The sequence below is a fragment of the Dietzia sp. NPDC055343 genome, assembly GCF_053645265.1.
The window spans coordinates 1-23,149 of sequence record NZ_JBSHMJ010000012.1; the positions used below are offsets into that span (position 1 = coordinate 1).

The following is a 23,149-nucleotide window of genomic DNA, read 5'->3' on the forward strand; positions in this document are numbered from 1 at the left end:
GGTGGGCTGCAGGACGCCCATGATCATGCGCATGGTGGTGGTCTTGCCGGCGCCGTTGCCGCCCACGAAGCCGGTCATGGTTCCACGTGGAACCATGAACTCGACGTCGTTCACTGCGACGGTGTCGCCGAAGCGTCTGGTCAGTCCGTCGATGCGGAGCATGGTGTCCTTCCCTGACCAGCCGTCCCTTCTGAGGCCGCCGGTCGATTGTCCTGATGACACCCATGACGTTATGGCGCGGCGCGGCGAAGTGGATCAGTCGTGAGGGGGAAATCGGTGCAGGGCAGCGGTACTCGTCTCCCCCTTGAGGAGGAGAGATATTTGACGACGACGAGACCGGCCGCCCGCCCGCGACGAGATCGCGTCGCGGGGTGGGCGTCCTCGGCGTCGATCGCCCTGGGTTCAGACCAGTCGTAGAGAGCGCTCCGACGTGATGACGGTGGGGGCGGCCACCGAGCCCTTGTTGGTGGTCGGGGGTGTTTTGTCTGGACTGTGGAGCAGAAGGGTGTAGATCCCGGGCTTGTTCTGTATTCCGGCGGTTAGTCGCCGGGCCGGACGAGTCCGGCCTCGTATGCCAGGACCACGGCCTGCACACGGTCGCGAAGGTGCAGTTTGGACAGGCACGCCGAGACGTGGGACTTGACGGTCGCCTCGCCCACCACGAGTTCGGCGGCGATCTCCGCGTTGGACAGCCCCCGCGCGACGTGCCGCAGGACCTCGCGTTCGCGCGCGGTCAGCGCGTCGAGCGTGGGGGAGGACGCGGCCGGGCCGCGGTGCGTGGTCGGGGCGCCGGTGTCGACGACGAGGCCGTCGCCCGCGATGCCTTCACCGGCAACATCGCAGAGACCTGCGTCGCCGGAATCAGCCGGCAAGGCGGTCATCTTCTCGATCACCCGGCGGGTCACCTCGGGCGCGAGCAGGGCGTGCCCGTGGGCGACGGCCCGGATGCCGTCCACCAGGTCGTCGGGGTCGGAGTTCTTGAGCAGGAAGCCGCCGGCGCCGGCGCGGAGGGCGTCGAAGAGGTAGTCGTCGCGGTCGAAGGTCGTGAGGATGAGCACGCTGGACAGGCCTTCGTCCACGATCCGGGTGGTCGCCTCGATGCCGTCCATCCCGGGCATCTGCACGTCCATGAGCACCACGTCGGGTCGGAGTTCGCGGCACGCCTCGATCGCGGCCGCACCGTCGGCGGCGTCGCCGATCACCTCGATGTCGTCCTCGGCGCTGAGCATCATCGAGAACCCGGATCGCATCAGCGGCTGGTCGTCCACCACGAGCACTCGCAGTACCCCGGGGCAGGCCTGGTCGGACTCCGGGCCGCTGCCGTCGTTCTCGGGTGGAGGCGGTGGCGGTGGTGGTGTCGTCGTCATCGCTCCTCCTCATCGCCGGCGCCGTACGGCAGGCGGACCCGCACGCGGTAACCCCCGGTCACCCGGGGGCCGATCTGGCATTCACCGTGGTGGGAGCGGACGCGCTCGCGCATCCCGAGCAGGCCCAGGCCGCTGCCGGAGGTGCCGGGGCGCGGCCGGCCCTCGTCGAGGATCTCGACCTCCACGTAGGGAGTATGGTCGGGGCGCTCGCCGGTGCGCAGGACCACGCTCGCGCGGGTCGCGGTGGAGTGCCGGCGGACGTTGGCCAGCGCCTCCTGCACCGTGCGGTACAGCGACGAGCCGGTCAGCGGTGGGACCTCGGCGACCGGATGGGAGGGGTCGACGGCGACGTCATAGCTGGTCGCGAAGCCGGCGGTGTCGTGGGAGGCCACCAGTGTGGCCAGCTCGTCGAGGCCGTGGCCGGCGGAGCGCGACCCGGTGTCCGCCGCCGGGACGGGGGCGGCCTCCTCCGAGCGCAGCGCGCCGAGCAGCGCCCGCATCTCGCCGACCGCCGACCGCGAGGAGCCCTCGATCGTGCGCAGCGCCTCGGCGGCGGCCTCCGGGTTGCGGTCCATCACCCGGCGCGCGGCGGCGGCCTGGACCCCGATCGCCGCGATGTGGTGGGCCACCACGTCATGCAGCTCGCGCGCGATCCGTAGCCGCTCCTCGGTGACCGCGGCATCACGCAGGGCCTCGGCCTGGCGCTCGATGGTCAGCGCCTGCTCCCGGAGCGCGAACTGACGGTGCGCCGACCGCCACGCGCTGATGCCGAGCGCGGCGGCGCCGCCGAAATACACGACGTTGATCAGGGCGGTGTAGACGAGATAGGAGGGCACGGCGGGGAACAGGCCGCCGGCGTGGTCGGTCTCCGACACCGCATCGAGGATCTGCTGCATGCCCGAGCCCAGGGCCAGGTACCAGGCCATCCACACGCCCAGTGCCGCCGCGATTCCGGCCGCGACCCCCACCAGCGCACGGCGGTCCCTCGCCCAGGCCACGCACGAGTAGACCGCAACGAAGTACAGCACCTGTTGGGACAACTGGCCCATGACGATCGGCATCACGCTGCCCAGAATCAACAGATGTAGCGTCGCCGCGATCCCGGTCGTCAGCGGGAGGCGGCGGCGGATCGCCAGGAGCGCGGCCGCGGTGGCCATCGACAAGTACTGGCCCCAGATCGGAGCGGTCTCCCCTTCCAGGACGCCCATGCTGCGCAGGATCTCGATGCCCAGCGCCGAGCACGCGAACATCACCACGGCGAGAGTGATGTCGGCGCGGAGGTAACCGGGAGGTAGCGGACGGATCCACGGGTCCTCGGCGTCGAAGAGGCGGTTCAGGCGGGACCACACGGATACGAGCCTATCGGCACGCCGCGCTACGTATCGTGGGCGCGTGCCTGCCAAGAGCATCGACATCCCAGACCTGTCCGGCCAGACGTGGCTGATCACCGGCGCGACCAGCGGGGTCGGCCTCGAGACCGCGCGGTCCGCATCACGGCACGGCGCCCGGGTGATCCTTGCCGTCCGCGACACCGCGCGCGGGCGTGAGGTGGCCGCCGCGCTGCCCGGGCCATCCCGCGTGGTGGAGTTGGACCTCGCGTCACTGGCGAGCGTGCGGCGCGCGGCCTCCGAGCTGCTGGGGGATAGGGGCGACGACGAGGCCGGTCGCCACGGAGACGTTCACGACGACGTTCGCGGTGGCGAGGAGTTCGGTCCGGAGCGGATCGACGTGCTGGTCAACAACGCCGGGGCCATCACGCCGCGCCGCCGCGAGACCGCTGACGGCTTCGAGATGCTTCTCGGGGTCAACGTACTGGGCCCATTCCTGTTCACGGACCTCGTGCTCCCGCTCGTGCAGCGGCGGGTGGTGATCGTGGGCTCGAATGCACACAAGGCGACGTCGTTCGACTTCGGCGACCCGCACTTCCGCCACCGCCGCTGGACCCCGGCCAGCGCTTACGCCCAGTCCAAGCTCGGGGACATGCTGTGGGGGCTCGCGCTGGACCAGCGGATGCGGGACGGGCGGGCCGAGGCCGGCGCCGCCGGGGTGGATGTGCAGCTCACGCACCCGGGGTGGGCTGCCACGGGAATCTCCAACGCCACCGGCAACGCGGCGCTCGACAGCGTGATCACCCGCGTGTGCTCGGTGTTCGCCCAGCCTGCGGCCCAGGCGGCGCTCACCACGATGTACGCCGCGACCCGGCCGCTGCCGCCGTGCAGCTACACCGGCCCGGACGCGATGCGGCACCTGCGCGGGATGCCGACGCTCATCGGTCGAAGCGCCGAGGCGTCGGACCCGGCGCTGGCCGAGCGGTTCTGGGAATTCTCCGAGGAGGAGACCGCAAAGTCCCGATAGCAGCCGGTGAACGTGTACACGAATCGCGGTTTCGTGTACACGTTTCTTGGACGTGTCGAAGGCGTGTACAAGTCCGGAGGGCGCGCGGGTCGACAGATAATGCAACCAAATGGTTGCAGTATCGCCTTCGGCATGCAATCGTTGTCCTCGGGAGGTGCGTGACATGACCGATCCAGACGCACAGACAACCATCGAGGATGTGCCGGACGAGATCCGCCGCAGCATCCACATCGACGCCGACGCCCGGGTGGTGTGGGAGATCATCGCCGAGCCCGGGTGGTTCATCAACGAGGGCTCCTGGGCTGAACACGAGATCACCACCGACGGCGACGTCGCGCGGGTGGTCGACCCCGTCCACGGCGAGTTCAGCCTCCGCACCGTGACACTCGAACCGCCGCACCGTGCGGTGTTCGAGTGGCTGAGCGGGCAAGCGGGTGAGATCGCCGCCGGTGACCCTGTGAACACAGTCGAGTTCACCGTCGAGCCCGACGGCACCGGTGTTCTGCTGACCGTCCGCGAGACGGGGTTCGCCGCACTCCACGACGACGCGGTCGTCCGACGCCGCCGATTCGAGGAGAACTCCGAGGGCTGGGTGATCGAGCTCGGGCTCGCACGGGATCGGGCCGAGGCTCTGGTGTGAGTGGAGTCCCACCCGGACCGGGCGACCCGGTTGCCGGGCCGGTTGCTGCTCTCGCCGGCCTTCTCGCTCCCGACGCCGACGACGTCTTCACGGCGCTCGGCGATCGGACCCGCAGGCAGATCATCGTGCGGTTGGCCGATCAACCGGACGACGCCGGTGCGGTGGCGCGCGACCTGGGGATCAGCCGCCAGGCCGTCGCCAAGCATCTTCGGATACTGGCGGACGCCGACATGGTCTGGGCCAGGGCCGACGGGCGACGACAGGTCCACGCAGTACACCCCGGCCGCATCCGTGAGATCTCGGACCTCCTCGGAACCGTGGCGGACGGGTGGGACCGGCGACTCGAGCAGGTCCGCCGGCTCGCCGAACGCGAGGACCAGCGCCCCCGGTGAGTGCAGGTCAGGTGAGGTTGTCGTACTCGCCGTCGACCCAGGCGGCGTAGCGCTCTGCCGACCGCAGCACCGCGGCCCGGGCGTCATGCGGGACACAGCCGCCGAAGTTGCCGTAGATCCGGTCGAAGTCGTAGCGGCCCACGTGGTCGGCGATCCGTCGAACCACCGCCGCGGACAGCGGCATCCAGTTGGGGAACGAGCGCATGAACGTCACCCAGGCGGGATCGGCGACCGTGCCGATCGTGTCGCCGGTGAACAGCACGCCCTCGCCGTCGGGAGCGGTCCAGTGCACGACCGCGCTGCCCGGGAAGTGTCCACCGGGCTGGGAGGCGCGTACCCCGGGAAGTAGGTCGATCTCGGCATCCCGGTCCGGGGCCACCGAGCCATCGTCACCGACCGTCCCGTCGTTCCGTCCGCCCCACACCACGGTGTTGCGTGGCCGAAGTCCCAGCCACTGCTCATCGGCCGCGGAGACGTAGACCGGGCAGTTGTCGAACGCCTCCGACCACAGCGACTGCACCCCGTACATGTGCGGATGCGAGGCGATGATCGCCGCCAGCCCGCCCCAGCCGCGGACCGCCGCCACGGCCTCGTCGGTGATGACGTTGGGCACCTCCACCAGGACGTTGCCGCTATCCGTGCGGAAGAGAGCGGGCTTCTGGCCGATCCCGGGGCAGTTCTTCTGCACGAGCATGATGACGTCCGGTTCGCGTTCGACGAATTCGATCGCCGCGCCACCCGCCCGCGACTGCTCGGGCGTGGTCCACCGCTGACCGTCCGACGGCACGAACTGGCGCTCGTCAGCGCAGATCGGGCACACCTCCGGCAGCGGCGCGGAACGCTCGACACCGCACGTCGCGCACTGCGTGACCGACCCCTGGCCGGAGGACGGATCCCCAACCGGCCCCGTCACGAGATGTCGCCCTCGGTGTCGACCGGATGCCATTCACCGCCCACCTCCACCTCCAGGACACCGTCCGAGGGGCGGTCCTCGCGTTGGCGGTCGGCGGCGGACTCGAGCGCTTCCTGAGCATTGTCGAATTCACCGAGGTCGATCGTGCGGTCAGGGGTGCGGAGGCGGAACATCGACATGTCCTCGAGTGTCCTCCTCGCGAGCCGCCACCGCACCCGGCCCGGGCACATCGCGATCTCCCGATGATCGGTATTCCCTCCTTCCGGCACGGCGCGAGAGCACACTGGGGAGCGGCATCGCCCCACAGAGGAAGGCACACCATGTCGTCGTCGTCATCCACTCCGTCACACGACGGTTCACCCGCGGTTCCGGAGGGCCCCGCCGCCCGCGAGGACGCGCCCCATGGTTACCCGGGGTTGGGCGACCAGCCCGTCGACGGCATCCGGCTCCTGCGCGCCCCGGCCGTGCCGACGGCCGTCGTGCGCGCCGCCGACGTGCCCATGGCCACCATCGCCGGCCTGTTCGACGCGGTGTTCGGCACGGCGTTCCCCGCGGCGTTCGCGCGCGGACTCACCCCGGCGGGCCCGGCGTTCGCGCTGTACACACGACTGACCGACGGCGCCGACGCCGTGGCCGACGTGGAGATCGGGTTCCCGCTGGACGGACTGCTGCTCGCCCAGATCGGCGCCGAAATCGTGGAGGTCGACGGCCTCCGCGTGGTCGCCTCGGTCCTGCCCGCCGCCGACGTCGCGGTGACCAGCCACCTCGGCGGGTTCGACGGGCTCGGGCGGGCCTGGGGCGAGTTCCTGGGCGAGCTGGGGGCGATGGGATGGGCGCCGGGCATCCCGTTCTGGGAGGCCTACGTGACCGAGCCGTCGCCCGACATGGACCCGGCGGACCTGCGAACCGACCTGTACTGCGTGGTTCGCACGCCCGACGACGCCGCCTGACCGCGGCCGGTTACTCGATGTCTTCCAGCGACCGGCCGTTCGTCTCCGGGATGAATCGGGCCACGAAGAGCAGCGACAGCAGCGCCGCCACCGCGTAGAAGCCGTAGGTGAACGTGAGACTGAGCTCGGCCATCGGTGGGAAGGCCGTCGAAACGGCGAAGTTCGCGCCCCACTGCGCGGCCGCGGCCAGCCCCAACGCGGTGGTGCGGATGCGGTTGTTGAACATCTCGCCGAGCAGCACCCACACCGCCGGGCCCCACGACATCCCGAAGAACACCACGAAACCGTTGGCCGCGATCAGCGCGATCAGGCCCTGGACGTCGCCGAGCTGCGGGGCGAGCTCGCCGTCCGCGCCCGGGGCCATGGTGGCCTGACTGAACATCGCGGCCATCAACGCCAGCGACACCGTCATGCCCACCGAGCCGATCATGAGCAGTCGCCGCCGCCCGATCCGGTCGATGAGCGCGATAGCCACCACCGTCACGACGATGTTCGTGACCGACGTGATGACCGTCTGCGTGAGCGCATCCGCCTCCGTGAACCCGACCGACTGCCACAGCGACGTGGAGTAGTAGAAGATCACGTTGATGCCCACGGCCTGCTGGAAGACCGACAGTACGATGCCGATCCACACGATGGGCAGCAGGTTCCTCCCGCCCGGGGTGACGAGGTCGCGCCACGTGCGCTTGCGGTCCTCGCGCAGGGTGCCGCGGATCTCCCGGATCCGGTCGTCGACCCCGCCGTCCTGGAGGGAGCGCAGCACGGCCTTCGCGCGGTCCAGCTGCCCCCGGCCCACCAGATAGCGCGGCGACTCGGGGATGGTCAGCGCCAGCACCCCGTACGCCACCGCCGGGATGAGCTCGGCCCAGAACATCCACCGCCACGCCGCCGCGCCGAGCCACAGCTGCTCGATCGCGCCCCCGGCCACCCCGGCCAGCCACGCGTCCGAGAGCAGGGCCACGAAGATCCCGGAGACGATCGCCAACTGTTGCAGCGAACCGAGCCGGCCGCGGATCGCCGGTGGGGCGACCTCCGCGATGTACGCGGGCGCGATCACCGACGCCGCGCCGACGCCCAGTCCGCCGATGACCCGCCAGACGATGAGGTCCCACGGGCTCACGGCCAGGCCCGACCCCAGCGCGCTCACGGTGAACAGCACCGACGCCAGGACCATCACCCGGGTGCGTCCCCACCGGTCGGCGAGACGGCCCGCGAGGAACGCGCCGGCGATACACCCGAGCAACGCAGAGGAGACGGCGAACCCGGTCAGCCCGGCCCCCATGCCGAAGCTCTCCTGCACGGCGTCGACGGCGCCGTTGATGACCGCGGTGTCGAAGCCGAACAGGAAGCCGCCCAGCGCCGCGACCAGGGAGATGATCACCACCCGGCCGGTGTGGAACGACTCCTCCCCGGGCCGCGGCCCGGCGGTGTTCTGAGTGGACATGCGTACCCCGCTCCCCGGCCCGGTGAACCGGGGCCGCGCCGACTGGCTCTGCTACAGGTGGTGAGAGGAGGGTAGGCACGGGGTGGAAGTGTCGCAAGTCACACCATGGTCGGCTGTGGTCCGAGCTGTACGAGCCCGCGCGACGAGAACACGTTCTAGGCTGAGGGGCACTTCGTCGTCGTCATCGAAAGGGCACCCACCGTGAGCGTCACCCCCGAGCAGATCCGCGCCACCGCCGACTCCTACATCGCCGCGCTCACTGCCGGCGACCTCGAGGCGGTCATGGCGCTCTACGCAGAGAACGCCACCGTCGAGGACCCGGTCGGCGGCGGCACCGTCCACGAGGGCGCCGCCGCGATCCGCGAGTTCTACGCCTCCGTGGTGGCACTGAAGATCGACGGCCGGGTGCTCGAGGCCCGGGCCTGCGGCAACGACCTGCTGTTCAACTTCGAGATCACCACGCACTTCGACGAGGGCTCCAAGGCCACCATCAACGTGTGGGACCTGATGACCCACGACGAGCAGGGCAAGGTCGTGTCCATGCGGGCCTACTGGACCCCGGAGAACATGAGCTGACGGTTCCCCGCGTGCGCGATCGGCCCGCTCGACTAGCCTGGATCGCATGATTACCGCAATCGTCTTCGTCCACGCCGAGACGGCGCGGATCCCCGAGGTGGCCTCCGCCATCGCCGAGATCGACGGTGTGTCCGAGGTCTACTCGGTCACCGGGACCATCGACCTGATCGTGCTTGTGCGCGCGCGTCGAAACGAGGAGATCGCGGACGTCGTGTCGGACCGCCTCAACAAGGTCCCGGGCGTGCTGGACACGGAGACCCACATCGCGTTCCGGACCCAGTCCAAGCACGATCTCGAGGCGGCGTTCTCGCTCGGCTACGACGACTGAGCCCGGGCCAGCCGCCGCGCCCGCCGCTGGGCGCGCCGGAGGTCGGACAGCAACTGCGGGCCGGTCCACTGCCGCCTGTCGGGCCCGGCCCTTTCGGCCTCGTGCACCAATTCGACGATGCGGGCACAGGCCGGCGCCTCCACGCCGAGCCGCCGACCCATGCGCACCACCTCGCCCTGCAGGATCCCGATCTCGGTGGGCCGACCGCGCTCGAGGTCGTCGTGCATCGACGAGGTCCCGTCGGGGTCGACGCGGAGCACCGCGCGCGCCAGCCGACTGAACGCGGGCGTCGGCAGCCGCATGATCGTCGGCAGCATCCCGGCCGGGACCGGGAGCGGAACCCGCGGCACCACGCCGGCCGCCGTGAACACCCGGCTGGCCTCCGCCTGGCACAGCGCCACGCATCGTCGGAAATCTCGGTTGAGCAGCTCGGTGCGCAGCGGCAGCCCAGACAGGGCCTGCACGGCGTTGTTCATGTTGAGTAGCACCTTGCCGTGCAGGACGGCCTGGATGTCGTCGGTGGGGCGCGCGGCCAGCCCGGCGGTGGCGAACACCTCCAGCAACGGCGCCGCGGCCGCATGGTCGGCGATCCGGATCTCCCCGCGAGAGGTACGCCGGTACGTCGCGGGACCGGTCCGCGCCACGTTGAACGGCACGGTGCCCGCGATCACGGGCGCCACGTCCACGTCGTCACGGATCCGGTCGGCCGAGTGCAGCCCGTTCTGCAGCCCCACGATCAGCGAACCTGGTCGCAGGAACGGCAGGAACGCCGCGGTGGCCTCCCCGGTCTGCGCGGCCTTGGTGGTCACCAGGATCACGTCGGAGCGCCGAACCGCCTCGGGGGACTCGGTCAGGGTGAGCGAGTCGGGCGGCAGATGCAGGCGATCCCCTTGGCCGTCGCCGGACTCCACTGTCAGCCCCACAGCGCGGATCGGATCGAGCACGTGCGCGCGCCCGACGAGCGTCACGTCGGCGTGGCGGGCGAGCCGGCCGCCGAGGTAGCAGCCGACGACCCCCGCACCGATCACGGTGACGCGCAGAGGGCTGTCCGGGCTGGTCATGATGATGTTGACGGTACGACACGCGCGGGACTTCGGCAGCCGGAACGGGGGACCTTTCCCTCGGCGCCGCCTCGGTTCCGGATGGGTGTCGCGTCAGCGTCGGGTCAGTGCGGGCGGGGCCGCAGGACGACCTCGGTGGGGTGCGCGTCGGGTGTCGCGTCCAACGCCTGCCGGATCGCCGCGGCCACCGACTCGGGTGTGAGGAACGCGCCCGGGTCGTAGGTGCCGCCCTCGTCGGCGACGATCGCGCGCTGCATGTCGGTGTCGACGCGCCCGGGGTGGACGGACGTGACGCGCAGGTCCGGCTCCTCCTGACGGAGCACGTCGGAGAAGGCGCGCAGGGCGAACTTGGAAGCCGCGTAGGAGCCCCAGCCGGCCTTGGCGGTGTACCCCGCGCCGGAGTTGACGACGACGACGTGGCCCCGAGCCGTACGCAGCGACGGGAGGAGAGCCCGCGTCAGCTCGAGGACCGCGACCACATTGACCTCGAAGGCGCGGCGCCACTGGTCGGCCTCCGTGTCGGCGATCCGGCCCAGCTCGGCGATGCCCGCGCAATGGACGAGCCCGTCGAGGGTGTCGATCCCGGCCGCGGCCAGTGCGGGCCCGTCGGCGGACGAGAGGTCGGCGGTCACGACCCTGGCCGACCGGCAGTCGCCGGCGACCGCGTTCAGCGCGTCGGTGTCGCGTCCCACCAGGACGAGGTCGTGCGATTCGGACAGGGCGCGGGCGGTGGCGGCCCCGATCCCGCGGGAGGCGCCGGTGACGAGGACAGTGCTCATGCCGCCGAGGCTAGTCGGCGTCGAAGGCGTCGAGCAGGGAAGTGAGGGCGGGGACGGCGTCGGCGAGCACGGCGCGATGCTCCGGGGACAGGCGGGACAGCTGTTCGGCGAAGTCGCGGTCCCGGTCCATGAGGACCTGCTTGATGCGGTCCCGGCCCAGGTCGGTCAGCGCGACGCTGACCCCGCGACGATCCGCCTCGTCCGGGATCCGCGTGACGTAGCCCATCGACTCGATCACGCTCACCGAGTTGCTGGTGGTGGGGACGCGGACGTTCTCCAGGCGGGCCAGGTAGGACATGCGCAGCGGTCCGTGGTTGGCCAACGTGTGCAGGATCGAGGTCTGTGCCCGGCTCAACTCGTACTGGGTGTTCTGCCGGCGGACCAGTAGGTCCAGGCGCAGCATGATGGGCCGGAACAGAGTCGCCAGCTCGAGCGCCGGCCCGTCGTGTGCGGCCGGCGGCGCCGGGTCCGCAGCCGACGGCTCCCCGGCCGTCACGGCGGTCCCCGGGGAGGCCTGAGGCTCACCGCCCGTGGTGGCTACGGGCTCTCTCGTCGTCTCCATCTACACCAGCCCCCTCGACACCGACTTCCCCCGAAGCCCCGTCGACCGGAATGTAAACATGATTTTTTGCCGTCATGGGGCATCACCCCGGCCTCCCGGGTGATACTTGACGAATGGATCTGTATCACCGCGTCACGGGCACCGGGCCGACCGTCGTTCTCATCCACGGGGTCTGCCACCGTGGGCACGCCTGGGACCCCGTCGTCCCGCTGCTGGAGGACCGGTACCGGCTGGTGATCGTGGACCTGCCGAGCCACGGCCTCTCCCCGGACCTGCCGACCGAGGGCGACCCGCTGGAGTACATGGTCGATCAGCTCACCACCATGCTGGAGGACATCGTCCCGCCCGGCGAGCGCGCGCACTTCGCCGGAAACTCCCTCGGCGGCTTCCTCGCGCTGGAGATGGCGGCCCGCGGGCACGCGCACAGCGCCACGGCCCTCTCACCTGCGGGATTCTTCAGATCTGACGCCGACTGGCGCTACACGATCACCGTGTTCCACAGCCTCCAGCGCGTCGCCGGCAAGCTCGGCCGTCACATCCCCGCGGTGTCGCAGCGGGCGGCGGGGCGCGCGGTGATGATGGGTGCCTTCTGCGCGCGGCCGTGGCGCTACCCGGCCGAGGCAGCGGCGATCGACGGCGAGGCGATCATCACCAACACGGTGCTCGACCGGGCCGACCGGCGCGCGTTCGTGTTCACCGCGCCCGTCGACGAGGACGTGCCGTTGACCATCCGCTGGGGCCGGTTCGACCTGGTGCTCCCCGCGGCGCAGCGACGGCTCGCGGCGCGGCTGTTCCCGCGCGCGCGGATCGAGACCTCCGCCGACGGGCACGTGCCGATGTCCGACGATCCGGAGGGCGTCGCCGCATCGATCGCGGCCACAGTTGAGCGCGGCCTGGCCCGCGACCGCGAGCTCGCCCCCGCCCGGTAACCCGCGCATGCGCGTCCTCTTTGCTCATGGCCGGCGGGGTTACGCGTCGGCTTTGCTTCATTCCGGACGCGTAACCCCAGCGTATGGGCACAGTCTGGGCGCGCAAGCCCAGAGACTGGGTAGCTGACCGACGCCCCGCCTCCTCGGGAGGAAGCGGGGCGTCATGTCGTGCGCGTGAGGCGCGGGGTCGGTCAGGAGCCCAGCAGGTCCGCCGGCAGCAGGCCGCCCAGTGACCCGGCTCGGCCGCCGAAGCCGTTCTTCCACGCCACCACGGTCGAGGGCCGCGGCTGCGAGGCGCCGCCGTCGGGCCAGTGCGAGGCCGGGTTCTCGATCGAGGAACCGTCCTTCTCGCCCGGGTGCTGGACGTTGACGATCGCGCGGTTCTCGAGAACCAGCGGGCCGCACGTCTCGGCGCCGATCGGCACGGTGAGGAACAGCTTGGTCTCGCCGCGGTTCGGACCTGACGTGGCGACGGAGTAGAGGCCGTCGTTGAAGCCGAGTGCGTTGCCGTCGGTGGAGACCCACAGGCCGCCGTCCGGGCCGAACGCCACGTTGTCCGGGCAGGAAATCGGGCTGACCTTGGACTTGTCGAAGCCGCCGAAGTAGGTGTCGGCCTCCTTCGGGTCGCCGCAGACGAGCAGCAGGTTCCAGCCGAAGGTGGTGCCCGCGTGGTCGTCGGTGATCTCCACGACCTGGCCGTGCTTGTTGTTGTGCCGCGGGTTGGCCTCGTCGGCGGCGGCCTTGCCGGCGGTGCCGCGCTGCGAGTTGTTGGTCAGCGCCATGTAGACCTTGCCGGTGGTCGGGCTGGGCTCGACGTCCTCGGGACGGTCCATCTTGGTGGCGCCCACCGCGTCACCGGCCATGCGGGTGTGCACCGCGACCTGCTCGGGGGTCATGCCGTCCACATGCGAGACGGCCGTGCCGTCGGCGGTGACCGTCATCAGCGGGATCCAGGTGCCGGTGCCGTCGAACCGGCCGTCGGCGGGCAGGGCGCCGGTGCCGTCGATCTCGGCGGCCGGGGAGTTGCCGGAGAAGGTGGCCACGTAGAGGGTGCCCTCGTCGAGGATCTTCATGTTCTCGGCGCGCGCGGTGGCGGTCTGGCCCGGGTTGATCTTGCGGCTCGAGACGAACTTGTAGAGATAGTCGAAGCGCTCGTCGTCGCCGGAGTAGGCCACCACGGTGCCGCCGGGGGTCACGTGGATGCTGGCGCCCTCATGCTTGAACCGGCCCATGGCGGAGTGCTTGACCGGGGTGGAGGTCGGGTTCCACGGGTCGACCTCGACCACGTAGCCGAAGCGGTTGACCTCGTTCGGCTCCTTGGCCAGATCGAAGCGGTCGTCGAAGTTCTCCCACTTCCGGCCGGACGTCTCGGCGGCGATGCCGTAGCGACGCAGCTGCTCGAGCCTCATGGCATCGGTGATAGCCCCGGCGGTGCCGAAGTACTGGTTGAAGTTCTCCTCGCCGGACAGCACGGTGCCCCACGGGGTGTGGCCGCCGGCGCAGTTGTTCAGGGTGCCCAGCACGCGCGTGCCGGTCGGGTCGGCGTTGGTCCTGGTCAGCGGGCCGACGGCGGGGCCGCGCAGCTCGAACGGGGTCAGCGCGGTGATGCGGCGGTTGTAGGAGCCCAGCACCGGGTCGAGCCCGCCGTCGTTCGGGCGGCTGGCCAGTTCCACCACGGACATGCCGTGCGCGGCCCAGGCGATCTCGACCTGCTCGCGGGTCGGATTCTCCGGGTCGTAGCCGCGGAACATCGAGGGCTCGGTCGTGTACTCGTGGTTCACGGTGAACAGGAAGCGCTCGTCGCGGTCGTCCATGGGGAACATCACGGCGAGGTCGCAGTTGAAGCCGTACTGCCGGGCCTGCGCGGCGGCGGTCTGGTTCTCGAAGTCGAACTCGGGCGCGCCGGCGATCACGGGGTCGCCCCAGCGGATCACCACGTCACTCGAGTACCCCGCCGGGACGGTCACGGCGTCGTCGGTGTTGGGGGAGACCGGGGTGAATGTGGTGTCGATGCCGTTGCCGCCGAGCGATCCCGTGTCGCCGAGCGAGCCGGCGGCCGAACCCTGGGCCGCCGCCACGCCGGGCATCACCTGCGTGGCGCCCACGGCGAGCGCCACCACGCCGGCGGCCTTCAGGGCGCCGCGGCGGCTGATCTCGGTGGCGATGTCCCCGAAGTACGGGTTGCCCGTGGTGTTGGGAACCGGCGCGGCGCACTGGTCACCACACTTGTAGACACAGGTGATGTGCTGGCGGTTCGAGATCCCGGGCGCAGCACCTCCCGAGGTGGTGAGCGGCAGCAGGCGGCGGATCGACATCATTTCTCCCTGAAGACGTTTGCGGCTGAGCGAACCCTGTGACCGTAGGAAGGGCGGACGACCAGCCGGGAGAGAGGCGGCCACGTCCGGATGAACTACGGGCGCAGTGCGGGTGAACTCTCCGCTCGGTCGCTACAGTCACCTGTGTTCACCCTCAATCTCGGATCGTCCGGCACGTTCCTGCCGGTGAAGGGAAAGTGACGCAACGTGTCCGGAGTCAGTTTCGAGAACGTGTCCATCGTCTATCCCGGGGCGACCCGCCCCAGTGTCGACGAGCTGGACCTGCACATCGGGGAGGGCGAGTTCCTGGTCCTCGTCGGCCCGTCGGGGTGCGGCAAGTCCACCATCCTGCGTTCGCTCGCCGGCCTGGAGCCGGTCACGCAGGGCACGATCACCATCGGCGGCAAGGACGTCACCGGACTCGAGCCCAAGGACCGGGACATCGCGATGGTGTTCCAGAACTACGCCCTCTACCCGCACTACACGGTCCGCGAGAACATGGGCTTCGCCCTGAAGCTGGCCAAGAAGTCCAAGGCCGAGATCACCGAGCGGGTCGACAGGGCCGCGGAGATGCTCGACCTGGTGCCCTACCTGAACCGCAAGCCCAAGGAACTCTCGGGCGGCCAGCGTCAGCGTGTGGCGATGGGCCGGGCGATCGTACGGAGCCCGCAGGTGTTCCTCATGGACGAGCCGCTGTCCAACCTCGACGCCAAGCTGCGTGTGGCCACGCGTGCCCAGATCGCCAAGCTGCAACGCGAACTGCACACCACGATGATCTACGTGACCCACGACCAGGTCGAGGCCATGACGATGGGCGACAGGGTGGCGGTCCTGCGTGACGGGCGTCTCCAGCAGGTCGCGGCCCCGCGTGAGCTGTACGAGAACCCGATCAACGCGTTCGTGGCCGGCTTCATCGGTTCGCCGGCGATGAACCTGTTCGACGCGCCGGTGGTCGACGGGACCGTCGATCTCGACGGCATGCGGGTCCCCGCCCCGGCCGGCGCGCTCGGCACGGTCACCATCGGCGTGCGGCCAGAGCATCTGCGTCTGGCCGCGCAGGGCGGGGAGGGAATGCACGCCGTCGTCGACCTGGTCGAGGAGCTCGGTGCGGACAGTTTCCTGCACTGCTCGACGCCCGACGGGCACCCGCTCGTCTATCGCGCCGAGTCGGCCGACCACCCGCGCAAGGGCGAGGACATCCGCCTGGCCGCGCACGAGGGGCAGGTTCGGTTCTTCGACGCCGAGACGGGTGACCGCCTGCGCTGAGCATCAGCTGCGCGGGGGTCTCACCGCGCGGATGGGCAGAGTGCGTTCTCCGGTGTCACCGCCAGTAGCCGGTGAACGTCACGATGTCCCTGGCGACGCCGCATTCCCTGACCAGGAACCGGCGCAGGCCGGTCACCATGGACGACGGGCCGGCGAGATAGGCATAGGTGAGGTCGACCGGGGCGCCGCGCCGCCGGACCTCATCGGTCGCGCGGGCGCCGGGCTCGTCGTCGTCGCCCCGTTGTTTCCACACGACCTCGACCCCCGCGGGTCGGGGGAGGTCGCGGATGTCGCGGGGGTCTCTGACCTCGACGACGACGAGCCCGCTCAGGGCCGGCGGGGCCTGGTCCAGGATGCCGGCGATCGCGGGCAGTGCGGATTCGTCGCCGACCAGTAGTTCGGCCGTGGACCCGGCCGGCGGGGCGTAGAGGCGTCCCTCGTCGAGGATCGCGACAGGGGAGCCGATCGCCGCCTCGCGCGCCCAGGTCAGACCCGGGCCCGAGTGGGAGTCGTCCACGTACACGTCGAAGTCGAGCTCGGCGGTGGCCCGTCCCGCTGCCGGATCGGCGGGTCGGTACCCGGCGGTCGTGTAGTTGCGGATGAGCGGCCGACGCGAGGGCGGGGTGAGCGTGTAGGCGGCCATGCTGCGGATGCTCATGTCCGGCAGCGTCTTCGGTTCGGCGGACCCGCCGGCACCTTCGGTCGGCAGGAACAGGCGGAACCACTGGTCCGCGCCCATGGGGCGGTAGTCGGCCAGGGCCTCGCCGGTCACGGTCAGCCGCACGAAGGACGGGCTGATCAGTTCTCGGGCGGTGAGGGTGACGGGGACGGTGACGGCGGCGCCGGGCTTGATCCTTCTGGTCGACATATGGTGCGCCTAACCTAACTCGCTCCACCTGCTACTGCGCCGAAGGTCACGTTTAGGTAGCGACCTGATGCGGGTGTGACAAGCGGGGCGAGGCGCGGGCGGCGCTGAGATAGGGTTCCTGAAGACATTGTGAGTGCGGCCACTGGTCGTCCTCGCGCGGGTCGATGACAGGAGTTGGATTCATGGCCGGATTCGGCAGGATTTTCAAGGGTGCTGCGATCGCCTCGATCGTCGCGCTCTCCGTGACCGCTTGTTCGAGTGACGACGGCGGCGACACGTCGGCGAGCGAGGACACCACCGCCGGTGTCGAGTCGCGCGGCCCCATCAAGTTCGCGATGGGTAAGAACGACGTCGAGACACTGAAGCCGTTCATCGAGCAGTGGAACGCCGAGCACCCCGACGAGGAGGTCACCCTCCACGAGCTGCCCGGCGACCAGGACGGACAGCGCGACACGCTGGTCCAGTCCCTCCAGGCCAAGAGCGGCGAGTACGACGTGTTCGCCCTGGACATCACCGACACCGCCCACTTCGCGGCGAACGACTGGATCCAGCCGATCGAGGGCGACACCGCCGTCGACACCTCAGGCCTCCTCCCGGCCGCCGTCGAGTCGGCCACCTACAACGGCACGCTCTACGCGGTCCCGCAGAACACCAACGCGCAGCTGCTGTACTACCGCACCGACATGCAGCCCGAGGCCCCGGCCAACTGGCAGGCGCTGGTCGACTCGTGCATCGCTGCGTTCGAGGCCAACGTCGACTGCCTGCAGATGCCGCTCAATCTCGGTGAGCAGACCACGGTGGCCGCCAGCCAGTTCATCAACAGCTGGGGTGGCGCCATCGTGGGCGAGGACGGCGCGACCCCCGAGGTCGAGTCCGAGCAGTCGCGCGCCGGACTCCAGGCCCTCGTCGACGGCTACCAGTCCGACGTGATCGCCAAGAAGACCGACTCCTTCTCCGAGGAGGAGACCGCTCTCGGCTTCCTCGCCGGCGAGACCATGTACTCGTACAACTGGCCGTACATGTACGACAAGGCCCTGACCGAGGGGCAGCCCGAGGTCGCCGAGAACTTCGACGTCGCGCCGATCCTCGGCCCGGACGGCGCAGGTGCCTCCACCCTGGGTGGCTACAACAACGCCATCAGCGTCTTCTCGGAGAACAAGGCCACCGCTGTGGACTTCGTCCAGTACATCATCAGCGAAGAGGTCCAGATGGGCTTCGCCCAGGCCTCGTTCCCGCCGGTGCTGGCCTCGATCTATGACAATGCGGACCTGCAGGCCGAGTTCCCGTACATGACCGCGCTGAAGGTCGCGCTGGAGAACGCCAAGCCCCGCCCCGTGACCCCGTTCTACCCGGCGGTGTCCAAGGCTGTGCAGGACAACACCCACGCAGCACTCAAGAACGAGAAGTCCGTCGACCAGGCAACGACCGATATGGCCGCGGCCATCCAGCAGGCCGGGAACTGAGAGTTCGCGGCTGAGGTGAGGGGGAGACCTTCGAACTCCCGGACTCATCGCCGTACCGCCGTCGACCGGCCGGTGCGCGGGTATACGATCCCGTGTGCCGGCCGGTTCGTCGTCGGGGGCGTCGGCTCCCGCACCTAGTTCCAGGCGCCACAGCCGCACCTTGTGCCGTACCACTCCTCGCACCACCGAAACCAGGAGGGCCGATGACAGCCCAGCGACCGGAGGCCTCGACGGCCCCGGCCTCCCCGCCAGGCGTTGAGCCGAAGGCGGCCGAGCCGCCGGCGCTCGTCAAGAAGAAGTTCGACTGGCGCCCACTGTGGATGGTCGGGCCGCCGCTGGTCATCCTCGCCGTCATCATCGGCTACCCGATCGTGCGGGCCGTCTATCTGTCGTTCGTCGGCGATGCCGGTCTCAATCCCGCGACCGGCAAGTTCGAGGCGGGGACGTTCGGCACCCTCCAGCACTACATCTACTGGCTCACCCAGACGTGCACCAGCAACAGTGGCGACTCCGTCCCGTGCGCCCCCGGCAACATCGCCACCGACTTCTGGCCCGCCATGCGCAACACGGCGATGTTCACCGTGGTGACCGTGTCGATCGAGACGGCGCTCGGCTTCTGGATGGCCGTGGTCATGGGTCGCAACATCTGGGGCCGCGCCCTGTTGCGGGCCGCGGTGCTGGTGCCCTGGGCCATCCCCACCGCAGTCACGGCCAAGCTGTGGGCGTTCATCTTCTCGCCCAACGGGATCGTCAACTCGATTCTCGGCCGCGACATCGCCTGGACCACCGACCCCTTCTACTCGAAGGTCGCCGTGATCGTCGCCGACGTGTGGAAGACCACGCCGTTCATGGCGCTGCTCATCCTCGCCGGCCTGCAGATGATCCCCCGCGACGTCTACGAGGCGGCCCGCGTGGACGGCGCCTCCAAGTGGCAGCAGTTCACCAGGATCACCCTGCCGCTGGTCCGGCCGGCGCTCATGGTGGCGGTCCTGTTCCGCACCCTCGATGCGCTGCGCATGTACGACCTGCCGGTGATCCTCATCAGCGCCAACTCGAGCTCGCCCACGGCCACCATCTCGCAGCTCGTGGTCAACCAGATGAGAACCGGCGCATTCAACAGCGCGTCCGCGTTGTCCACCTTGGTGTTCCTGCTCATCTTCGCGGTGGCGTTCGTCATGGTGAAGTGGCTCGGGGCGAACGTGGTCGAAGACCGCACCGGCAAGAAGGAGGAGATCCGGTGAGCGCACCCACCGCCCCGGCCGGTTCCGGTCCGGGATCCCGACCCGGCGGCCGGCCCGACTCCGCCCGCCCGTCCCTCAAGGCGCCCAGGCCCCCGCTCTGGCCGCAGATCCGCACCTACCTGGGTGCACTGTTCATCCTGGTCTGGGGTCTCGCGCCGTTCTACTGGATGGTCGTCACCGCATTCCGGGACAACGTGCACACGTTCTCGCAGAACCCGCTGCCGACGCACCTGACGCTCGACAACTTCAAGCAGGCCCTCGACACGAGCGGTGGCAACGATTTCCTGGCGGCGATCGGCAACTCGGTCCTCATCAGTGTCGTCACCACGGCCGCGGCGATCACCTTCGGCGTGTTCGCCGCCTACGCGCTGGCCCGCGTGGATTTCCGCGGCAAGTTCATGGTGACCGGCGTGATTCTCGCGGCGTCGATGTTCCCGGGCGTCGCCCTGGTGACCCCGCTGTTCCAGCTGTTCACAGATATCGGCTGGATCGGCAGCTACCAGGCGATGATCATCCCCAACATCTCGTTCGCGCTCCCGCTCACGATCTACACGCTCACGTCGTTCTTCAACGACCTGCCGTGGGAGCTCGAGGAGGCCGCGCGCGTCGACGGTGCCACCCGCGGGCAGGCGTTCGTCAAGATCATCCTGCCGCTGGCCGCGCCGGCCCTGTTCACCACAGCGATCCTCGCGTTCATCATGACGTGGAACGAGTTCATGCTGTCGAGCCAGCTGTCGAACCAGTCGACCGAGCCGGTGACCGTGGCGATCGCCCGCTTCGCGGGCAACGACCCGTTCACCCAGCCGTACGCGGCGATCATGGCGGCCGGCGCCCTGGTGACCGTCCCGCTGGTGATCATGGTGCTGATCTTCCAGCGGCGCATCGTCTCCGGTCTCACCGCCGGCGGCCTGAAGAGCTGACCCGGCGGTGGCCCGTTCCGGATCGGACGCGCTGGGCACCCGTCAGCGGCTGGAGGTGCTCGGCGGGTTCGTCGGCTTCTTCACCGTGCTGGCGGTGGTCAACGCCGTCGGGCTGATCGTCACCGGAAGGCCGTCAGCACTGGCCTCGTTCGTGCTCGTGCTGATGCTCGTCCTGTCGTGGCTCAACTTCCGCGCGTGGCGTCGGGCGGACCGCGCGGTCAAGGGCCCCTGAGCCGCGGCCGGCGGGCGCCCTCCTCCCGGGCGAGCCCCGCAGGAGTGTTCTTCAGCGTCCGCCTCAGCGCCCGTCGCGCCAGGCCACCAGTGACTCGACCAGCTCGAGCGGGTAGTCGGGCCCGTCGACGCCCACGGTGAACAACGTGATGCCCTCGGCATGCAGCGCCTCCGCCGTCCGTCGCGCCGCATCCGGTGACTCGGCACCGCCGATCTCGGTGGAGCGTTCGATCTCGGCCGGGTCGCGGCCCACGTCAGCGCAGTGCGCGGCGAGTACCGCGGACTTGTGGCGGTAGGTCTCCACGTCCACGAACGAGTGCCAGATGTCGGCGTGCCGCGCGACGTGCCGGAGCGTCTTGCGCTCCCCGCCGCCGCCGAGCAGCACCGGGATGTCGCGCGTGGGCGCGGGGGTCAGCCGGGCCAGTCGGTTCTCGATGCGCTCCAGCGAGTCGCCGAGCGCGTCCAGCCGCGAGCCCTTCGTGCCGAACTCGTACCCGTACTCGGTGTAGTCGCGCTCGAACCATCCGCTGCCGAGCCCCAGGATGAGCCGCCCGCCCGAGATGTGGTCGACGGTGCGGGCCATGTCGGCGAGCAGGTCGGGATTGCGGTAGCTGTTGCAGGTCACCAGGGCGCCGATCTCGACCCGCTCGGTCTGCTCCGCCCAGGCGGCGAGCATGGTCCAGCACTCGAAGTGGGCGCCGTCGGGGTCGCCGTACAGCGGGTAGAAGTGGTCCCAGTTGAACACCACGTCCACACCCGCGTCCTCGGACCTGCGGACGGCGTCGCGCAGCAGGCGATAGTCGGGGGCGTGCTGCGGTTGGAGCTGGACGGCGATGCGGACCGGGCGTTCGGCGGTGGCGCTCATGGGCCCATTGTGCGGGCGGTGGGCGGAGCGCGCATCCGTGCTCCGCACCACGCGCCCGGGTTCAGCCCTCGCGGTCGAGGACAAACCAGAAGTGCTCCCCGTCGGAGACGGTGCCGCGCCCGTTCATCACGGCCAGGAGGGTGGTGGGTCGCCCGGAGGCGTCGATGTCGACGACGACGAAGTGGTCGATCACCGGCAGCCGGTCGTACATCATGGAGGCGGTCGGCCGTCCGCGGAACGAGACCTCCCACAGCGAGGCCCCGCCGCCGCCTGTCGCCGACGTATCGGGAACGACGTCCCCGGAGTCGTCGGTCACGAGGATGGGGTCGACCTTGCGTGCGTCGGTGAAGTCCTTGCCCCACCAGCGCATCTGGCCGAGCATGCTGAACATCTGGTGCCCGGTGTCCAGGCCGGTGCCGCGCCAGCGGCTGCCGGCGATCTCCTCGACGCGGGCCGGCTCGAGGGCGTCCCACAGGGCGGAGACCCGCTCGGAGGGGACGGTCTCGAGGTTGCGGATCTCGGTGAGCTCGGCCGCGCTCACAGGCCGTACGTCTTTCCGATGATGTCGCGCTGGACCTCGTTGGTGCCGCCGTAGATCGGCGAGACCACGGCCTGGCGGACGAGACGCTCCATGCCGTACTCGGTGGCGTAGCCGTAGCCGCCCATCGACTGCATGCACTCGAGGGTGACGCGCTTGCTCAGCTCGGTGGCCTTGAGCTTGACCATGGACGCCTCGCGCGGGAAGAGGGCGTCGGGGTCCGACTCGTCGACCTTCCTGGCCACCGCGTAGACGAGCAGGCGGGTGGCCACGATCTCGGTGGCCAGGTCGGCCATGCGGTGGCGGATCACCTGGAAGGAGCCGACGGGGCGGCCGAACTGCTCGCGCTCCTTGATGAAGTTCAGGCAGTCGTCGAACGCACGCTGGGCCACGCCGAGCTGCATGGCGGCCAGGATGAGGCGCTCGGTGTTGAGGCCGGTCATGAGCTGCTGCCAGCCGCCGCCGACCTCGCCGACCACCGCGTCGGCCGGCAGGCGGACGTCGGTGAAGTAGAGGTCGTTGACCTCCTTGCCGCCCATGGTGTCGATGCCGGTGATCTGCAGACCCTCGATGTCGGCCGGCACGTCGAACATCGTGATTCCCTCGTGCTTCCTGCCCGACGAGTCGGTGCGGGCGACCAGCAGGATGCGGTCGGCGAAGTGGGCGTTGGAGCACCAGGTCTTCTGGCCGTTGATCACCCACTCGTCGCCGTCGCGCTCGGCCTTGCAGCGCAGCGCGGCCACGTCGGAGCCGGCGCCGGGCTCGGACATCGAGATCGACAGGGTGCCGCCGCCCACGGTGAGCTCGAGGGCGCGCTTGCGCTGTTCTTCGTTACCGAACTTCTCGTAGGCGGCGGCGGTGATCAGGGTGGGGCCGATGCCGCCGATGGGGGCCAGGCCCTTGAGCGAGTGCTCGAGGAGGAGGCAGAGTTCGACCGCGCCGGCGGCGGAGCCGCCGTACTCCTCGGGGATGGTCAGGCCGAGCCAGCCGAGTTCGGCCATCTTGGCGTAGATCTCGGGAGAGTGGGTGCCACCCTCCATGGTCAGCTCGGCACGCTTCTCGACGCTGCCGACCTCGCGGGCACAGAAGTCGTCGATCGACTTGGCGAAGTCACGCTGCTCTTCGGTGAGGATGTCGAACACGTCG

General features: G+C 70.0%; 26 protein-coding genes. 12 read left to right on the forward strand and 14 right to left on the reverse strand.

What is annotated here, in order from left to right; all coding sequences use genetic code 11:
- From ACWIE7_RS07740 to ACWIE7_RS07750, 3 genes are all read right to left on the reverse strand, one after another.
- Positions 1–162, reverse strand: a 162-nt coding sequence (locus ACWIE7_RS07740; RefSeq protein ID WP_454069000.1) for an ATP-binding cassette domain-containing protein, incomplete at its 3' end; no start/stop codon positions are given.
- A 377-nt stretch (positions 163–539) separates the two neighbouring features.
- Positions 540–1,367: a response regulator gene (locus ACWIE7_RS07745; protein WP_454068948.1), complete on the reverse strand. Its 828-nt coding sequence runs from the start codon at positions 1,365–1,367 to the stop codon at positions 540–542.
- Positions 1,364–2,716, reverse strand: a complete 1,353-nt coding sequence (locus ACWIE7_RS07750) for a sensor histidine kinase (protein ID WP_454068949.1) — start codon at positions 2,714–2,716, stop codon at positions 1,364–1,366. The genes ACWIE7_RS07745 and ACWIE7_RS07750 overlap by 4 nt, the downstream gene beginning before the upstream one ends.
- 43 nt (positions 2,717–2,759) lie before the next feature.
- Here ACWIE7_RS07750 and ACWIE7_RS07755 point away from each other — a divergent pair, with 43 nt between their 5' ends.
- From ACWIE7_RS07755 to ACWIE7_RS07765, 3 genes are all read left to right on the forward strand, one after another.
- Positions 2,760–3,722 carry an SDR family NAD(P)-dependent oxidoreductase gene (locus tag ACWIE7_RS07755; RefSeq protein ID WP_344992056.1) on the forward strand — a complete coding sequence of 321 codons (963 nt, stop codon included), beginning with the start codon at positions 2,760–2,762 and terminating at the stop codon, positions 3,720–3,722.
- Positions 3,723–3,885: 163 nt separating this feature from the next.
- Positions 3,886–4,362, forward strand: a complete 477-nt coding sequence (locus ACWIE7_RS07760; RefSeq protein ID WP_454068950.1) for an SRPBCC domain-containing protein — start codon at positions 3,886–3,888, stop codon at positions 4,360–4,362.
- A complete protein-coding gene (locus ACWIE7_RS07765; RefSeq protein WP_454068951.1) occupies positions 4,359–4,754 on the forward strand; it encodes an ArsR/SmtB family transcription factor in 396 nt (131 codons plus the stop codon). Before ACWIE7_RS07760 ends, ACWIE7_RS07765 begins: the two co-directional genes overlap by 4 nt.
- A gap of 7 nt (positions 4,755–4,761) precedes the next feature.
- Here ACWIE7_RS07765 and ACWIE7_RS07770 read toward each other — a convergent pair whose 3' ends face one another.
- Together ACWIE7_RS07770 and ACWIE7_RS07775 are read right to left on the reverse strand one after the other, a co-directional pair.
- Positions 4,762–5,667, reverse strand: coding sequence for an MBL fold metallo-hydrolase (locus ACWIE7_RS07770; RefSeq protein ID WP_454068952.1), 906 nt, complete (start codon positions 5,665–5,667; stop codon positions 4,762–4,764).
- Positions 5,664–5,846, reverse strand: coding sequence for a hypothetical protein (locus ACWIE7_RS07775; protein WP_344992068.1), 183 nt, complete (start codon positions 5,844–5,846; stop codon positions 5,664–5,666). The genes ACWIE7_RS07770 and ACWIE7_RS07775 overlap by 4 nt, the downstream gene beginning before the upstream one ends.
- Before the next feature lie 141 nt (positions 5,847–5,987).
- On the opposite strand from ACWIE7_RS07775, the gene ACWIE7_RS07780 reads away from it, so the two are divergent.
- Positions 5,988–6,617: a GyrI-like domain-containing protein gene (locus ACWIE7_RS07780; protein ID WP_454068953.1), complete on the forward strand. Its 630-nt coding sequence runs from the start codon at positions 5,988–5,990 to the stop codon at positions 6,615–6,617.
- 10 nt (positions 6,618–6,627) lie between these two features.
- Here ACWIE7_RS07780 and ACWIE7_RS07785 read toward each other — a convergent pair whose 3' ends face one another.
- Positions 6,628–8,061, reverse strand: a complete 1,434-nt coding sequence (locus ACWIE7_RS07785; protein WP_452098244.1) for a sugar porter family MFS transporter — start codon at positions 8,059–8,061, stop codon at positions 6,628–6,630.
- 201 nt (positions 8,062–8,262) lie between these two features.
- On the opposite strand from ACWIE7_RS07785, the gene ACWIE7_RS07790 reads away from it, so the two are divergent.
- Both ACWIE7_RS07790 and ACWIE7_RS07795 read left to right on the forward strand, forming a co-directional pair.
- A complete protein-coding gene (locus ACWIE7_RS07790; RefSeq protein ID WP_344992077.1) occupies positions 8,263–8,637 on the forward strand; it encodes a nuclear transport factor 2 family protein in 375 nt (124 codons plus the stop codon).
- 46 nt (positions 8,638–8,683) lie between these two features.
- Positions 8,684–8,965, forward strand: coding sequence for an Lrp/AsnC family transcriptional regulator (locus ACWIE7_RS07795; RefSeq protein ID WP_230929723.1), 282 nt, complete (start codon positions 8,684–8,686; stop codon positions 8,963–8,965).
- Here ACWIE7_RS07795 and ACWIE7_RS07800 read toward each other — a convergent pair.
- From ACWIE7_RS07800 to ACWIE7_RS07810, 3 genes are all read right to left on the reverse strand, one after another.
- Positions 8,953–10,026 (reverse strand): 2-dehydropantoate 2-reductase, encoded by a 1,074-nt coding sequence (locus tag ACWIE7_RS07800; protein WP_454068954.1) that lies wholly within the window; start codon positions 10,024–10,026, stop codon positions 8,953–8,955. The two genes, ACWIE7_RS07795 and ACWIE7_RS07800, sit on opposite strands and share 13 nt — an antisense overlap.
- A 104-nt stretch (positions 10,027–10,130) precedes the next feature.
- Complete coding sequence (locus ACWIE7_RS07805) at positions 10,131–10,805, reverse strand: SDR family oxidoreductase (protein ID WP_452098242.1); 675 nt, start codon at positions 10,803–10,805, stop codon at positions 10,131–10,133.
- A 10-nt stretch (positions 10,806–10,815) separates the two neighbouring features.
- A complete protein-coding gene (locus tag ACWIE7_RS07810; RefSeq protein ID WP_454068955.1) occupies positions 10,816–11,367 on the reverse strand; it encodes a MarR family winged helix-turn-helix transcriptional regulator in 552 nt (183 codons plus the stop codon).
- Positions 11,368–11,480: 113 nt separating this feature from the next.
- Here ACWIE7_RS07810 and ACWIE7_RS07815 point away from each other — a divergent pair, with 113 nt between their 5' ends.
- Complete coding sequence (locus ACWIE7_RS07815) at positions 11,481–12,296, forward strand: alpha/beta fold hydrolase (protein ID WP_454068956.1); 816 nt, start codon at positions 11,481–11,483, stop codon at positions 12,294–12,296.
- A gap of 191 nt (positions 12,297–12,487) precedes the next feature.
- Here ACWIE7_RS07815 and ACWIE7_RS07820 read toward each other — a convergent pair whose 3' ends face one another.
- Positions 12,488–14,611: a PhoX family protein gene (locus ACWIE7_RS07820; RefSeq protein WP_454068957.1), complete on the reverse strand. Its 2,124-nt coding sequence runs from the start codon at positions 14,609–14,611 to the stop codon at positions 12,488–12,490.
- 207 nt (positions 14,612–14,818) lie between these two features.
- Between ACWIE7_RS07820 and ACWIE7_RS07825 the strand changes: the two genes are divergently transcribed.
- Positions 14,819–15,877: an ABC transporter ATP-binding protein gene (locus ACWIE7_RS07825; RefSeq protein WP_454068958.1), complete on the forward strand. Its 1,059-nt coding sequence runs from the start codon at positions 14,819–14,821 to the stop codon at positions 15,875–15,877.
- Between the two features lie 55 nt (positions 15,878–15,932).
- On the opposite strand, the gene ACWIE7_RS07830 is transcribed toward ACWIE7_RS07825, so the two are convergent.
- Positions 15,933–16,745, reverse strand: coding sequence for a siderophore-interacting protein (locus ACWIE7_RS07830; RefSeq protein WP_454068959.1), 813 nt, complete (start codon positions 16,743–16,745; stop codon positions 15,933–15,935).
- A 182-nt stretch (positions 16,746–16,927) separates the two neighbouring features.
- Here ACWIE7_RS07830 and ACWIE7_RS07835 point away from each other — a divergent pair, with 182 nt between their 5' ends.
- From ACWIE7_RS07835 to ACWIE7_RS07850, 4 genes are all read left to right on the forward strand, one after another.
- Positions 16,928–18,208 carry an ABC transporter substrate-binding protein gene (locus ACWIE7_RS07835; RefSeq protein WP_454068960.1) on the forward strand — a complete coding sequence of 427 codons (1,281 nt, stop codon included), beginning with the start codon at positions 16,928–16,930 and terminating at the stop codon, positions 18,206–18,208.
- A 203-nt stretch (positions 18,209–18,411) separates the two neighbouring features.
- Positions 18,412–19,449 (forward strand): carbohydrate ABC transporter permease, encoded by a 1,038-nt coding sequence (locus ACWIE7_RS07840; protein ID WP_452098236.1) that lies wholly within the window; start codon positions 18,412–18,414, stop codon positions 19,447–19,449.
- A gap of 107 nt (positions 19,450–19,556) precedes the next feature.
- Positions 19,557–20,369, forward strand: a complete 813-nt coding sequence (locus tag ACWIE7_RS07845; protein ID WP_452098370.1) for a carbohydrate ABC transporter permease — start codon at positions 19,557–19,559, stop codon at positions 20,367–20,369.
- Positions 20,370–20,376: 7 nt separating this feature from the next.
- Entirely contained in the window at positions 20,377–20,601 is a 225-nt protein-coding gene (locus ACWIE7_RS07850) for a hypothetical protein (protein WP_452098235.1), read from the forward strand.
- Between the two features lie 63 nt (positions 20,602–20,664).
- On the opposite strand, the gene ACWIE7_RS07855 is transcribed toward ACWIE7_RS07850, so the two are convergent.
- The 3 genes from ACWIE7_RS07855 to ACWIE7_RS07865 all read right to left on the reverse strand — a co-directional run bounded on the left by ACWIE7_RS07855 (position 20,665) and on the right by ACWIE7_RS07865 (position 23,145).
- Positions 20,665–21,465, reverse strand: a complete 801-nt coding sequence (locus ACWIE7_RS07855; RefSeq protein WP_452098234.1) for an LLM class F420-dependent oxidoreductase — start codon at positions 21,463–21,465, stop codon at positions 20,665–20,667.
- A gap of 61 nt (positions 21,466–21,526) precedes the next feature.
- A complete protein-coding gene (locus ACWIE7_RS07860; protein ID WP_454068961.1) occupies positions 21,527–22,006 on the reverse strand; it encodes a GXWXG domain-containing protein in 480 nt (159 codons plus the stop codon).
- Positions 22,003–23,145: an acyl-CoA dehydrogenase family protein gene (locus ACWIE7_RS07865; RefSeq protein ID WP_454068962.1), complete on the reverse strand. Its 1,143-nt coding sequence runs from the start codon at positions 23,143–23,145 to the stop codon at positions 22,003–22,005. The genes ACWIE7_RS07860 and ACWIE7_RS07865 overlap by 4 nt, the downstream gene beginning before the upstream one ends.
- Positions 23,146–23,149: the final 4 nt, after the last annotated feature.